The 15044-nt window shown below is 58.7% G+C and carries 9 protein-coding genes; 1 reads left to right on the top strand and 8 read right to left on the bottom strand.

All coding sequences use genetic code 11. From position 1 onward, the window contains the following. Positions 1–67: 67 nt before the first annotated feature. Together AZE99_RS03730 and AZE99_RS03725 are read right to left on the bottom strand one after the other, a co-directional pair. Positions 68–4237 carry a translocation/assembly module TamB domain-containing protein gene (locus tag AZE99_RS03730; protein WP_067198202.1) on the bottom strand — a complete coding sequence of 1390 codons (4170 nt, stop codon included), beginning with the start codon at positions 4235–4237 and terminating at the stop codon, positions 68–70. After that, positions 4238–6331, bottom strand: coding sequence for an autotransporter assembly complex protein TamA (locus AZE99_RS03725; RefSeq protein ID WP_082788445.1), 2094 nt, complete (start codon positions 6329–6331; stop codon positions 4238–4240). Positions 6332–6547: 216 nt separating this feature from the next. On the opposite strand from AZE99_RS03725, the gene AZE99_RS03720 reads away from it, so the two are divergent. Further along, positions 6548–7093 (top strand): hypothetical protein, encoded by a 546-nt coding sequence (locus AZE99_RS03720; protein WP_156472089.1) that lies wholly within the window; start codon positions 6548–6550, stop codon positions 7091–7093. A gap of 15 nt (positions 7094–7108) precedes the next feature. Here AZE99_RS03720 and AZE99_RS03715 read toward each other — a convergent pair whose 3' ends face one another. The 6 genes from AZE99_RS03715 to AZE99_RS03690 all read right to left on the bottom strand — a co-directional run bounded on the left by AZE99_RS03715 (position 7109) and on the right by AZE99_RS03690 (position 14732). Then, positions 7109–8278: a winged helix-turn-helix domain-containing protein gene (locus AZE99_RS03715; protein WP_067198196.1), complete on the bottom strand. Its 1170-nt coding sequence runs from the start codon at positions 8276–8278 to the stop codon at positions 7109–7111. Positions 8279–8283: 5 nt separating this feature from the next. Next, on the bottom strand, positions 8284–9207 hold the full coding sequence (locus tag AZE99_RS03710) for a DMT family transporter (RefSeq protein WP_156472088.1): 924 nt from the start codon (positions 9205–9207) through the stop codon (positions 8284–8286). A gap of 115 nt (positions 9208–9322) precedes the next feature. Beyond that, positions 9323–10465 carry an acyl-CoA dehydrogenase family protein gene (locus AZE99_RS03705; RefSeq protein WP_067198195.1) on the bottom strand — a complete coding sequence of 381 codons (1143 nt, stop codon included), beginning with the start codon at positions 10463–10465 and terminating at the stop codon, positions 9323–9325. 31 nt (positions 10466–10496) lie between these two features. Further along, the gene (locus tag AZE99_RS03700; protein WP_156472086.1) at positions 10497–10949 is read right to left on the bottom strand and encodes an acyl-CoA thioesterase; all 453 of its coding nucleotides are present in this window, start codon (positions 10947–10949) and stop codon (positions 10497–10499) included. Next, positions 10933–12093 (bottom strand): iron-containing alcohol dehydrogenase, encoded by a 1161-nt coding sequence (locus tag AZE99_RS03695; protein WP_067198191.1) that lies wholly within the window; start codon positions 12091–12093, stop codon positions 10933–10935. Before AZE99_RS03695 ends, AZE99_RS03700 begins: the two co-directional genes overlap by 17 nt. A gap of 104 nt (positions 12094–12197) precedes the next feature. Continuing rightward, positions 12198–14732 (bottom strand): TonB-dependent receptor, encoded by a 2535-nt coding sequence (locus tag AZE99_RS03690; RefSeq protein ID WP_067198190.1) that lies wholly within the window; start codon positions 14730–14732, stop codon positions 12198–12200. Positions 14733–15044 lie beyond the last annotated feature (312 nt).

Genomic DNA, 15044 nt, shown 5'->3' with positions numbered 1-15044 from the left:
ACAGGCTGAACAACACATGTAAAGGGCTAATGTCGGCAACCGCATCCGGCGCCGGCACGGATACCGGTCAATAGTCCTTGCTCACCCGCACATTGGCGCTCTGCCGGCCGAGAGTCGAGATAGTCGACAGAATCGACAGCCAGCGAGTGATCTGGAATTCCAGCTGGGTGGCGCTATAGCCCTTGCCGTCGGTAACCAGCTCTACATAGAGGCGGCGGGTGATATATTTGCCCGCGGCGATCGAGGTGCCCGAACCGGTGTCGGTGTCAGAGGGCAGGATACGCAAACGATCCAGCCCGACCGCCTTGCGCAGCTGGTTGATCGGATCGAGTCCGCCGCCGCTGTTGAGCGAAGCCACGGCAGCGGCCAGCTGGACCGCTTCGGGTGCGGACAGGTCGGAAATGGAAGCGCCGAACAATACCCGTGACAGCAGTTCGTCCTCGGGCAAGGCCGGGATGCTGGTGAAAGCGATTTCCGGCTGATTGCCGGTGCCGGTGACATTGATCGTCGCGTTGAGGCCGGTCAGATTGGCTTCCGCCTCGATATCCAGTATCGGATTGACCGGCTGATTGCCGACAAAGCGAATGCGTCCGCGTTCCAACCGGAAACGCCGCCCGGCAAAGGTATAATTGCCGCGGATCAGATTGGCGGTGCCGACCATCGCAAAATTGTCGACCGGCCCGGAAATCTTGAGATTGGCAGCCCATTCGCTGTCCAGTCCGAGCCCCTCGACCCGCAAGCGGTTGGGGACATTGGCCGACAAGTCAAATCGCCATGGCCGACTGCGAACCAGCACCGGCCGTTCATCGGCTCGCCGATTGATCTCGCGGGTTTTGATGTCCGGCAGGCTGGCGGTCGCGCTGGCCTTGCCAAAACGGAAGAAACTGCGGTTGAGGGTGACGTCGCCAGAGATCAGGCCGCCATCCGCCGAGCTGCGGATCTTGATCAGGCCGGTCACGGTGGCGGCAAAATCATCCCGCGCGATCAGCGCTGCCTGCTGGGCATTGACGTCTATCACGATACCGATGCCTTCACCGGGCGCGACGGCAAAGTTGAAACTGCCGCTGCCACTTACCGTTCCGCCACCGGCGGTCACACCGGTCAATTTGGGCAGCACCAGACGCGAGCCATCAAACTGGCCCACAGTCTTGATATTGGAAATGACCGTACCGGTAAGCGGGCTTTCGAGCCGGGCGTTGGCGGTCCGCACCTGTCCCCTGATCTGCGGATTGGCGAGGCTGCCGCTGATATCGGCACTGGCCGCCACCGGTCCGGTCAGGTCAAAGGTTTCGATACCGGTGAGACGCCAGATGCTTTCAGCGCCGCCATTGAACCGCGCCTGCGCGAACAGCGGCCTGCGCATCAGCTCGTTTTGCCAGTTCCCGCCGCTCAGCCCGGTTACCCGCCCCTGGAACCGGCCGATGGTCTTGCCCGCAGGCGATTTGATGACTCCGCGGGCTGCTGCGTTGCGCTGGGAAAGCGCAATATTGAGGCCGAGATCAACCGGTTCGGAGGTCAGGATCAAGCCCGACCGCGTCAATCCCTGGATCGTCAGCTTTGCTTCGCCCACCGGCACCTGCGAACCCGACTGGGTGAGTTTGACGGTACCGTTGACGCTGCCCCCCAGCCCAAGGTCGGGATAGGCAATATCGATCAGCGACAGCGGCATTTTTGTCATGGCCAGATCGAGCCGGGAGCTTCCGCTGCCCCAGCGACCGGACATCCGGGCGCTGCCGCTGCCATAGGTGATCGTAGTCGGCGAAGCGGTCCAGCCATCGCTGACTCGCCGCAGTTCGAGTGGCTTGCTCAGGCGGAGGTTGCGGCCTTCAAACTGGCCGGCTCCGGTAATCCGATAGCGGTCGGGCGTAATATCGGCTTTTGCCTGAAACTCGAAGGTACTGCCGCGCGTCCCGGCGACGGTAAAGGTTGCCGAGCCTGTGCCGTTGGTCAGCTTCGCATTGGCAGCCACCCGGCCAATGATCAGCTCGCCACGGCTGATCCCCTGCGCGCGCAGTGTCGCGTCAATATTCGACTGGCCATCGATCAGGACAATATCGGCATCGAGCACGGCGGTACGGATGAAAATGGGTGGCTTGCCGTCAAACCGGGCATTTTCGGCCTTGAGATTGGCGCGGATCAACTGCCGTCCGTCGCCGGGGCGGAACAGCACCGATCCATTGACGCCGCCGCCGCTGACGACGAGCGTTCCGGCAAGCCCATCTGCGGTTGGCGTGATCGTGCCGGTTGCCAGCGTGTCGGACACCAACAGACGATCGACGCGTACGGCTGTGTCCTGGCCCGCTGTGGTCAGGATCATCCCGTTACTGCTAAAGGGTCCCAGAGTGGATCCGCCGGAAGCGACATAGGAAAAGCCGCCCTTCACCGGATCGAGCTTCAGGCTGACCGCCGACAGGCCAGCTGCCGGCAGCGGGCTGTCGAGTAACAAGGCGACTTTCGGACGATCGAGAGCGCCATCAAGCTTCAGGTCAAAGCGGCCATAACTATCCTGTCTGCCCGACCCGCGAAACGCGAAGGTTGCCGCGCCGGTCTGACTGCCCGAACCGCGGAACGAAATCTTGGGAGCCGATACGTTGAGATTGGTGAAGCGCAACAGTCCATCCGGCCCGAGTGAAAGACCGGTCTGCAAGGCCGGCAAGCCACCCGCCAACTCGCGCAAAAAGCCGATGTCGAACCGCCGCAGCCTGGCATTGACCTGACCATCGAGCGAAACTCCGTTGGCCGAGGGGCCCAGATTGATCTGGGCGATGATATCGGCGACCCCGACTCCCTGCACCGCAAAACCGGGGGCATTGGCGTCGATGTTGACGGCGAAATCGCCGGTCGAGGGGCGCAGTTCCAGATCCAACATGCCTTTTGCAACGTTGGTCGCAACCCGCGCGCGCTCGGCAAAGAGCAGGTCCTTTTCGTAACGAAGCAAGGCGGTCGTGCTAAACCCGGAGAGCAATTGTTTCAGCAATTCACCATTGCCAATCACCGTGCCGACCGAAAGCTCGACAGGAATGTCCCAGCCGCCTGCATCGCGCTGTCCTTCACCCTCGCCGCGCACATTTGTCAGCAACGTCTTGCCCAGAGCCAGTTGCGGTGCGGTCAGCAGATATTGATAGCGCAACTGCGAAAATTTTCCGTTCAGCAGTGCCTTCAGCTCGAAATCCTGTGCCTTCATATTGGCGGCAAGCGCGGAGGGATTGATCAGCCTTGTCTCGAGCCGCATCGCATCGAGACTGTTGCGTCCCAGATCAATTCCTCCCTTGGCGGTTATGGCCAGAGCGGCGGAGCGGGCGTTGAGATCCAATGCGACGAGACGGTCGGCGAGACTAGCGGTCCCCTTGACGGACAGATTGGGCGAAGCCATTCTCTGCGCCACCCCTTCGGGCATGAGAGCGGCGGTCAGCTTGCCATCATAGGCAAATAATCCATCCTTCGCGTCGAGAGTGATTTGCGCCAGTGGCTCGCCGCCGCTGAGCGCATTCAGCTCGCCATTCCATTTCTGCCAGCTGCCGTCGCCTTTCAAAGTGACCGCCAGATCGCGATCCATCCCCAGAGCACCCGCCAGAACGCCACCGGCCGGAGCTGTTATTTCAGCATCGATATCGAGTTTCTGGCGTTCCGGTTCCGCATTGAGGGCGAGCAGCAATTTGTCACCGCTGCTGGTCGTTGCCGCATCGAGACGAACCATCGCGCGCCCAGCACGGATATCGGCCGAACCGGACAGGTTGGCAAATTGTTCGGTTCCGGCAATCGCTTCTCCGAGCGCCAGATTGTCGGCGCGAAACGCACCAACATATATGTCGAAGCCGGGGAGCAGTGGCTGGTCTTCGCCGCTGTCGATCAATTCCGGCAGACGATCGAGCCGGGCCTTTGAAATCACCGCATCGGAAATATTGAGCTCGTTGAATATCCAGGCCAGCGGGTTCCAGTCGACCGCAACTGTCCCGGCGGAAAAAAACCGGCCCTTGGGATCGCTGAGCTGAAGTCCCTGCACTTCTCCCTCGCCATAAATAGATCCGTCAATCTCGGCAATTTGGATGCGCAAGCCATTGTCCGGCTCCAGCGCTTCAACCTGATTGATGATGAAGCGATGGCCGGCATCGCTGTCCAGCCACATGGCCGCGCCGACCAATGCAACGACCAGCATTGCAGCCAATGCCAATAGGCTGCGCATCGGCCAACGCCAGCTCATCAACTTGAAGCGGGACGTTTCGGAGCTATCTGCCATCTAGAAGGCCTGTCCGAGCGAAACATAGACGGCGATGCGTGAATCACCCGGCTGGGGATTGATCGGCGTACCGACATCGATCCGTATCGGTCCGAAATCGCTATAATAGCGCATGCCGATGCCGGCGCCGTAGCGCATGCCGGAGAAATCCGGGGTGCTGCTGGTATAGACATTGCCCCCGTCTACAAAGGGCACGATGCCAAGGTTGCCACCAAAAAATCCTGTGCGAACGCGCGCTTCCAGCGAGAATTCGACCAGCGACCGACCGCCGACAGGATCATTATTGGCATCGCGCGGCCCGATGCTCTGATAGCCATAGCCGCGCACCGAGCCGCCGCCCCCGGAATAGAGACGACGCGACGGTGCGATCCGGTTGTTGCCGGCACCGGTAATCGTTCCCAAACGGGTGCGTCCGGCGAGCACGATCTTATCAGAGACCGGGAAGTAGCCGGAACCATCCAGCTGCCCGCGCACATAGAAAAAGCTGCCATCCTGAAGCGATGCTTCGGGAGCAACACGGGCGCTGATCCGGAAACCCCGGGTCGGGTCGAGCAGGTCGTCGCTGGCGTCAAAAGTGACCAGGCCCGGCAACGCGCCGATAAAATATGTTTCCCGGTCGGTTGCTCCGGTAGGGCCGGTGACATCCGTTTCCCGCGATGCAAGAAGTTCGATGCCAGCCGACCAGCTCCAGCGCTTCTGGTAAATCAGATTGCTCTGCCGTTCGATATTGGCGGCAACCGAGAATGTCTGGGCATTGAACGCCGGACGATCGACAACGCTTAATCCCGTTCGCCCGTTCAATATATTGTCGCGACGCCGGTAATTGTTGCGGCGATAGGCGATGCTGCCCGATTGTTCCTGCGTGGCAAGGACAGCGGTCGCGCGGATCAAGCCTTCTGGCGGAAATAAATTCCGATGCTCCCAGCTGACCTCGGCGCGAGCGCCCTCACCGGTGCCATAGCCCAGTTCGCCGGCCACCGTGCGCAGCGGTGCGGGAGTCAGGCTGACGGCGATATCCACCGCTGCCGGATCCGCTGCCGCCACCGGATCGACGGAGATGGTGGAGACCAGACCGGTCGCGATCAGAGCCCGGCGCAAATCCTCGACATCTGAAGCCTGATAGAGATCGCCGGGATCGAAGCGGGCGATCATCTGGACATGATCGGCATCGAACAGCTTGGTCGGCGCCAGGACAATCGAACCGAAATTAAAGCGACCGCCTGGCGTCACCGGAACCTCAAGATCGCCGAGCCGCTCGGCATGATCAATTTCCAGTTCAGGCTCGCCGGTCTTGGCAAACGGATAGCCGTTTTCCGCCATCGCGCCGTCGAGCCGGGCGATTGCATCCATGATCCGGTCGCTGTTGACGATATCCCCGGACTGCAAGCCGAAGCTGTCCCGGAACTTTTGTGGATCTGGCGCAATTGCGGTTTCCAGACCGGGCAAGGCGATCGCGTCCAGTTCATATTGCGGGCCAGCCTGCACGTTGATGACGACATCCACCCGCTCGGCGCCGTCAGCTTCAAAGCGTGTCTGCACGACGGCGTCATAATAGCCTTCTATCCGCAGCAGCCGCTCGACGAGATCGGCATCGCTTTGTGCCCGCCGCCGGATCTGGGCGAAATTGGCGTCTTCCCCACGATATTGTTTCAGAACCGATAATATCTGGAAACGACTGTCAAAGACTTCTCCGATCGTTTCGGGCAATCCTTCGAAGCTGATCCGATAAGCGGTTTCTGCCAGAGCGTCGGTAGGCCGATACTCGTTGAGCGACAATTCATCGGCCGAAAAATCCTCGCTGGGTTGTATCTGCTCATTCTCGATTTCATCAGCGGCGGTCAGGTCCGAACCGCTCTCGTCTTCGCTATCATCGACCAGCGGTTCCAGCGGCTGGTCCATATCCGGCCATTCGACACCGAAATCGGAAAATTCGGTCAGCGGCTGGTCCGGGTCGAGCGGAGCTTCGACTTCCTGCTCGTCCAGCGTATCGGCGACTGACTGATCTGAGGTTTGTGCATGGCCCGGGCCGATGAGCGAACCCATCAGCGAAACAACCAGCATGCCCAGGCAGCGACGAAATGCGGTTCGACCCATCACAGACCCCTTTAGCGGTGGATGAATCGCGATGCCAACGAATAACATTGCTTTTCCACCAAGCATTTCTTTTTGCGAGATATTCCATCCAAACAGCATAGGACTGCCAGTTTCACAACCGATTTTAATCCCATATTAACCATGTCATACCATATTTCACCCCATATGGACCGGGCGCTTAGTCCGGCCAGCAAATGGTCAACAGGAATGCTGAAAATGTCGAAGATACGGATGATTTTGCTCGAAGCCGCCATGGTCACCGGCGTTTTGATGACGGGAATGTCATTGTCCGAGGTTGCTTATGCAGCCCCTCTCACGGCTACTATTCAAGCCGCTGCAACCGACCCGCAAGCCGATGTAAAGATCGACAGCTCGATCATGGTCGAACGGACCGAAGAGTCGGAGAGCGGCGCGACTGTCACCACTCTGGTCGACCCGGCCACCGTCAAGGTCATTCCCGGTGACAAGCTGCTGTTCACCAATAGCTATCGAAATACTGGCCAGAATACCGTGACTGGTTTCGTGGTCAACAATCCGGTCCATTCAGCGGTGATCTTTACCGAGGCTCTGGAAGACTGGGCACTGGTATCGGTTGATGGTGGCGAGACTTTCGGTCAACTATCAGCGCTGAGCGTGGCAGAAGCGACGCTGGAAACCCGTCCGGCCCTTGCTTCTGATGTTACCCATATCCGCTGGATATTGCCGTCACCGATCGCGCCTGGCGCATCCGGCGAGCTGCGCTTTCGCGGGATTGTCAGATAGGACGAGAATTTGCTCCTACGCGCAGTCGCACTCCCATAGCACATCATTAACCCCGATCAGCCGCGCCAGCCGCGTCAGTTCCGCTGCCAGCCTGTGTTGCCGTCCCGTGGACCAGCGCGTTGCCGGTTCGGACCAGAATTGTGTTACCCGCAAATTTCCCGCTGACCGGTCAGCTTTAATTTCGATCCGGCCGACAAAACGGTCGCGCTCCAATATCGGATAGACGTAATAGCCCCACAAGCGCTGCGCCGCGGGGACAAACATCTCGTTGCGATAATGAAAGCCGAACAAGGTCAGCAAGCGGGTGCGATCGCGCACGATCGGGTCGAACGGATTGACAATGCGCAGCCGCGCTGTGGGAGCGGGTATATTGGTCAATCGTGTTTCGATATCGGGCGGTGCCAGCGCCTTGAACCACTGCCCCTCGTGATTTTCCACCTCGATCGCGACAATGTCCGTTGCGGATTGCGCCCAGAGCCGCGTTTCTCTTGCATCCGCCGCATCCCAGAAACGCTGAATTTCACCAAACGAAGCGAAAGCCAGCCGGTCCAGCGCATAGCGGCACAGCCAGTCGATCTGGCCTGCGTCATCATGGGTTGCTTCCCGATGTTGGGGCGGGATCACCCGTTCGCTAAGGTCATAATATTTGGTGAAATTGAGGCGATGGGAGGTGGCCAGTTCGCCGGCATACCAGAGCTGGTCCATCACCCGCTTGTGCGGCGGGCGGTCCCACATCTGTTTCTTGCCGGTAACCTTGGTGTCAAAGGCCTGGGTCGATAGCGGCCCTTCTGCCGCGATACGGGCCTTGATCTCGTAAGCCCCGATTTCCCGTACAGCTTTTTGAAAGGAAGCATAGCCGGCGACCTTTTCGCCGAGCCGTCGGAACTGGCGATGCCACATCGGGTAAAATTCGATCGGCAGAATCGAGGCATCATGGGTGAAATGTTCGAACACCGCCCTGTCCTCGCCCAGCAGCCGGTCGAGCATCGGTTCGCGGTAATTCTGGTTGCGGCTCCACAAGATATGATGGTGCGCGCGAGTGACATTCTGGATCGTGTCGAGCTGGACATAGCCGAGACGGCGGATCATCTCCGGCAGGTCCAAGGGGCCGGTCGGGGTTTCCGACAGACCCTGCGCCTGCAGCCAGAGCCACCGCGCCTGCCGGTTGCTGATCCGCAGCGCCATCGCGATCAGACCGCGGTCGATTCGATATGCGCGAGTTTCCGGTCTCGCTTGGTGGCCAATATGCACCCGACGACGATCATGAGCGCGCCCACGACCGTGGTCAGTGTGATCGGCTCGCGGAAAAACAGCCAGCCGAAAATTGCCGCCCAGATGAAGGCGCTATATTCGAGATTGATCAGATTCTGTGCTTCGGCCCGCGCATAGCCCCAGGCAATGAACAGCGAGGAGATGAGCGAGAATATCGCCGCGGCCCCGATAAAGGGCAGCGATTCCACTTCCGGAACAACCGCAAAAAAGGGCGCGAGCAGCAGGAAGGAGGACCCGACAACAAGATTTTGGGAAAAGCTGATTTCGATCGGACCGGCGAGCAGCGCCTGCTGCCGCTGGATCACCAGATTGCCGGCATAGAGTAACGCCGACACAAGTATGGCACCGATACCGAGCAGCGCCTCTTTCTCGAACTCGCCGCTCGCCCTGCCCCACGCAATCACCAGCACCCCGGCAAAGCCCAGAGCCGAGGCGTAAATGGCGTTGCGGTGGATGGTCTCGCCGAGGAACACGGCGGCCAGATAGAGCGCGATAATCGGCGCGATGAAAGACAGCGCGATGGCCTCGGCCAGCGGCACCCGCGCCAGACCCCAGAAGAACAGATAGGACATGAAGACCACGATAATGCCGCGCTGCAGATGGACCTTGCGGGCGGCCTTCCCTGGCATTTTGGGGCGCCGCGCGAAGAAGACCAACGAAACAATCACAAACGCCAGAAGTACCCGCCAGAGAATGGCGTTATAGGCGCCAATCTCTATCGACAAGCTTTTCATCGCAACGTCCATCATCGCGAAGGTGAGTAGGCCGAAAAGCACCGAACCCGCCGGCAGCAGGATCGGACCGTTTTCTGGCTGGCTATCGGCGGATATTAGATCGGGCATATTATATTCCATCAGCCTGATGCTGTTGCCGGGCGCGGTGCTTCGACAGGCTCAGCACGAACGGATTTTCTGGATGCTATGCTTATCCCTCACCAGCCGGGATTGGCAAGCGGGATCAGAGACCCATTTGCCGGACCGCGAGATCGCGCATGATCTCTTCCGATCCGCCGCCAATCGCCATCACCTTGACCTCGCGGTAGAAACGCTCGACCGGATTGCCGCGCAAATAGCCGGCGCCGCCGAGAATCTGCATCGCTTCGCTTGCGCAAAATTCGAGATCCTTGGTGGCGCTGAACTTGGCCTTGCAAATCTGCGCGACCGGCATTTCGCCCTGATCGGCGAGCCAGCATATCTGGTTGAGCCAGCCATCGAGCCGGTCGACCCGCGCCGACATGTCGGCGATCTTGTGGCGGATCACCTGATGCTTGATCATCGGCTTGCCGAACGTCTCGCGCTGCTGCGCATAGTCAATCGAATATTCGAGCAAGACCCGCATCATGCCGAGAGACTGGGCCACCATGCCGAGCCGTTCGTGGTTGAAATTGTGCATGATCTGGATGAAGCCGCGCCCTTCCTCGCCGAGCATATTTTCCGCCGGCACCCGCACTTCGTCAAAATAGAGCGAGGCCTGATCCGAGGCCCACCAGCCCATTTTCTTGTCGAGCGCGGTGCGCGAAAAGCCCTCGGCGTCGGCGTCGACCAGAAACAGTGAAATACCGTTCAGGCCCTCGCCGCCAGTCCGCGCGCCGATAACATAATAGTCGGAAGTCATACCGCCGGTGATGAAGGTCTTGGCGCCGTTAATCACCCAGTGATTGCCATCCTGCCGGGCGGTGGTCTGCATATTGGCGACATCGGAGCCACCACCGGGCTCGGTAATGCCGAGGCTGGAGCCCTTTTTGCCGAGCACGATATCCTTCAGGATGCGGTCTTTTATATCCTGCGAAGCCAGCTTGTGGATCGGACCTATCGAGATCGACCGTCCGCCGAGCGCCGCGAGCGTGCCGCCGTTATGCGCTCTTGCCGCTTCCTCGCCCCAGGCAGCGCGCATGAAGATGTCGTCCATGCCAAGGCCGCCATATTTTTCGTCGACGCCAAAGCCCCAGACGCCGAGCGCCCCGACTTTCTGATGCATTTCCCAGGGAATTTCGCCTGCCTCATCCCATTCGTTGGCGAACGGCTGCAGTTCGGTTTCGGCAAAGCGGCGGCAGGTTTCGCGGAACTGGCGGCGCTCGTCATTATCAAAAGGGCGTAGCATCTGTCTCTCTCCCAGAGATTTAATCGTATGATTAAACTTCTATCGACTCCAGTGCGGAACGCAAGGGAGATGGCAGAGAAACCGGTCGGCGGGTGGCGCGATCGACGTAGACATGGGTGAAGCTGCCGGCGGCTGATGCCACGTCCTCTTCCCCGCGGAACAGGCCGACGCCATAGGTGACGCTGCTATTGCCGAGCCGCTCTACCCGGATGCGCGCCATGACGTCGTCGGGAAAGGCGATCGGCGCGAAATAGTCGCAGCTGGTGTTGACCACCAGACCGATGGTCTCGCCACCAGTGATATCGAGCGCACCCTGCTCTATCAGATAGCGATTCACCGCTGTGTCGAACCAGAAATAATAGATGGCGTTGTTCACATGGCCATAAGGATCATTGTCGTTCCAGCGCGTGGTGATCGTAGAACCGGCGCGATAGTCGCTGCGGACCGGTGGTTTGGCTCGGGAGTCGTTACCAGGCGGCATCATATATCCTTTGCGCGTCGGCCAGCGTCACTTCTCTTGGGTTGTTGTCGAGCAACCGGCCTTGCAGCATCGCTGCTTCGGCCAGTTCGGTCGTGGCTTCCCGAGCAATGCCGATGTCGCGCAATTTGCGTGGCGCCTCGACCTTTACGGCGAGCGCCTCGAGATAGTCGATCAATTGCTGCGCCCGTGCCTCGCTGCTGTTTTCACTGCCGCGTGGCAGGTCGAGGGCGTCGGCGAGTTGCGCATAGAGCGGCGCAGCGGCTTCGAGATTGAATTGCATCACATAAGGCATGACCAGCGCGTTGGATAGGCCGTGCGGGATATGATAAATGCCTCCGAGCGGATAAGCGAGCGCGTGGATCGCGCCGACCGGACTGTTCGCAAAAGCCTGACCGGCGAGCATGGAACCGCGCAGCATCGCTTCGCGGGCCTGCATGTTTTTCCCGTCGGAACAGGCGGTTTTGATATTGGCGGTGAGCAGTTTAAGCGCCTCGATCGCGAGCATGTCGGAGACCGGATTCTTGCCGTTGCGGCTGGTGTAGGATTCGATCGCGTGCACCATGGCGTCAATGCCGGTCGCGGCGGTGACATTGGCGGGAAGTCCGACTGTCAGGGCCGGGTCGAGCAGCGCGACATCGGCAAACAGATGCGGCGAGATGATACCGGCCTTGGTGGTTTCGCCTGTGGTCAGGATCGAAATAGCGGTTACTTCCGATCCGGTGCCGGACGTCGTCGGGATCAATATGGTCGGCAGACCTTTGCGCTCCAGCAGGCCAATGCCGTAAATATCCGCAAGTGGCTGGGCATCCTCCACCGCGAGAGCAGCAACCACCTTGGCGGTATCGAGCGAGCTGCCGCCACCAAGTCCGATGAGAATATCCGCGCCTGCCGCTTTTGCCGCTTCTATCGCTTGCAGCACAATCGCCTCTGGCGGGTCGGCCACCACCGAATCGAATATCACGACGTCAAAGCCGGCTTCGGACAATGTTTTTTCAACCGGCACAATCAGGCCGGCATTGACGATGCCCTTGTCGGTGACAATCATCGGCCGGGATGCACCCAGGGCTGCAATCTGTCCGGGCAGTTCGGCGAGACAGCCATCGCCGAAATGGAGCACGGGAACGGTCTGGAATATAAAGTTTTTCATAGCCGCAGTCTTTTGCACCAATGGTTCAGCTGCGCAATAAAAAGGGGCCGGAAAACCGGCCCCTGTTCATCTGGTGACCAAATGTCACCAATTTTTCGTCGCGCCTAGAATTTGCCGCGCAGGGTCACACCAAACATGCGTGGTTCCTGAATGAAGGCAGAGCGTGAGCCAGAACGCAGAACCGTATTGAACGTCACACCGCGTGTGATTTCATTGGTCAGGTTGGTAACCCAGGCTTCAATTCCCCATGCACCGTCGATATCACCGAGACCGGCCCGCATGTTGATTTTGACATTGCCATCCTGAACATCGAACGGAACAGGCGTCCGCGTCGTCAGATCGGCTGGATCAAAGGCTTGCGTCGATGTCCGGCGATCGCTTTCCATCCGCAGCTGACCGTTGATGAAGAAATTCAGACTGTCTCCAAGGTCGCGGTCATAGGTCGCACCCATGATGCTCACCCATTTCGGGGCGTTGGTCAGTGAATTCCCGCACAGGCTGACAACATTGTTCGAGGTCTGCGTTCCTGCACAATTATCAGGATATCTGGCGTTGGTATAAGTCAAACCGCCGTTAATCGTGAGATTTGCGCTCGGACGAATGACCGTTTCAATTTCAACACCAGTCGATTTTGCAAGCGGCACGTTGAACGTCGTGAACTGCGCACCAGTGAATTCCAGTACCTGGAAGTCGGTGAATTCCTCATGGAAACCAGCAACGTTCAAGGTAACCGCATTGTCGAGGAACTTGGCTTTCAGGCCAACTTCATAGGCATCGACTTCTTCCGAAGCAAAGCGCGGATCAGCGCCGCCGGCTGCAGCGGTGGAATCGAGGTTGAAGCCACCGGATTTATACCCGTGCGTGAAGCTGGCATAAACGGTGACCGGCGAAGCAAATTCATAGCTCACCTTACCGGTATAGATCAGCTCTTCATCACTAAACGTGCTGGCGAATGGCCGTGGCAGCGGGAATGGATTTGCAGCCGTTCCGATTGCTGGCGCGACAAAAGCAAAGCAACCCAGACCGAAAATGTTGCTGATCAATGGCGCTGGCACATTGCCCGCACCGATTTGACCCAGGGTTGCTGGGCAGAGGTTGTTGCTGGTCGTTGGCTGACTGAACGAACCGTCTTTGCTTTCATCAGAATAGCGCAGGCCAACTGTCAATTTCAAACCATCAACTACTTCCAGAGTGTTGTGGGTAAAGATCGACCAGCTTTTGCTGCTTTGCGTATAGGCATTGGTGTTGCGAACCGTTGATGGATCAACGCCAGTCAAAGTCTGCAATGGTGTTGCGCCAAGGAAGATCGGGCTTGCCGGGTTCAGCGTAGCACCACCGGTACCTGCTGCCAAAAGCGCACCGACAAGACGGTCATAATCCGCACCCAGTCCGAAGTTGACCGTCTGGGAAATATCTTCTTTCGAATAATAGCCGCCGACCAACCAGCTAAGCGCGCCGTCGAGAGCGTCACCCTGCAGACGCAATTCATGGGTCATCGTATCGATGGCGGTGCCGCCACCGGGAAGGACGTTGAAAACGTCGAGTCCCGAGAAGTCCGAATCGTAGGATTCTTCTGCCCTGAATTCGCGATAGGAGCCAATGTAGATCAGATCGACACTGTCGCTGATCGGAAGCTCAATCTCGCCAGTCACACCCCATTGATCATTGGATGGATCTGCTCTCATATCGGAAGTTGCGATACGATTGTCCGCCGCCCGCTGCATGGAAACCGTATCAAACGGGCTCACTGCCACATCAGGCGCCGACATACCGCCACGGGCACCAAGGCCTACAGCGCCGAACAGGCCGAAAGTTTCAACCGGAGATTGCAGAACTTCGATCGCTGCACAGCAACTTGCCGTGCTCTTGGAATAATCCGCAATCAAACGTCCGCGAATGCCGCTGTCATTCTCAAAGCCAAGCTGACCACGAAGCAGATATTGATCGGTATCGTTGGAATCGCCTACGCTGTTGCCGGCGCGGTCAATGATATCGACATAACCGTCACGCTTCCGATAGGCTCCGGTTACGCGAAGCGCCAGAGTGTCTTCGATAAGGGGAGCGTTGATCGCACCCTGGAGGCTCATATGGTCAAAATTGCCATAGGTCGCGTTTACGAAGCCGCCGAAATCGTTGAGGTCAGGCCGAACATTGGTAATGTTCAAGGCACCAGCCGACGTATTACGTCCGAACAATGTACCCTGCGGGCCGCGGAGAACTTCGACCCGTTCGACGTCAACAAATTCACCGAGCGCAACGCCGGGACGTGACTGATAGGCGCCGTCCACGAAAATCCCGACAGCGGATTCAAAACCGATGTTGTTGGACGTTGTACCGACGCCGCGAATACGAAGAACAACCGTTCCGGAAGCGGTTTGCGCGTTGGATGTGGAGAAGCTTGAAGACACGCTACCGATATTCTGCACGTTGACCACGCCCTGCTGCTCGAGCTGGACCGGGCTAACCGCGGTTACGGCGATAGGAATGTCCTGAACATCTTCCGCACGGCGGGTTGCCGTCACGATGATTACATTTTCGTCGAAGGTTTCGGCTTCCTGCGCAGCGTCTTGCGCAAAAGCGGGGGCAGTCATGGCGGTGCTACAAAGTGCTGCCATGAGGATTTTATTGATCGTCTTCATTCATCTTCTCCCGTTGAATTCTCTGTCACGTCCGCCAAATTTCCTAGGGGGATGGCTTGTTATTGCGACAGCTGAGGCTGCGTCAGTCGTTTAATTGCTCCGTTAAATCAAGCGGAGAGTGGCTGAAACTAGCCGATTCAGATGTGATCGTTGCAAAAATGTGACAATCGCTCGTTTCGAAACGCTCGCAAATCGGCGACTGTGCGGGGGGAGATGCAAAAATGACACGCTAATTTCTGGCAGTTGCCGTAGCGGCGGCCTCGCTCGGACAGGACCTGAGGTCGGATGGGCCGCTGCTCGACTTCATGGCGC

This window comes from Sphingorhabdus sp. M41 (genome assembly GCF_001586275.1).
GTDB lineage: Bacteria > Pseudomonadota > Alphaproteobacteria > Sphingomonadales > Sphingomonadaceae > Parasphingorhabdus.
The sequence above is the reverse complement of the archived record's forward strand: the minus strand, read 5'-3'. Positions and strand labels throughout refer to the sequence as shown.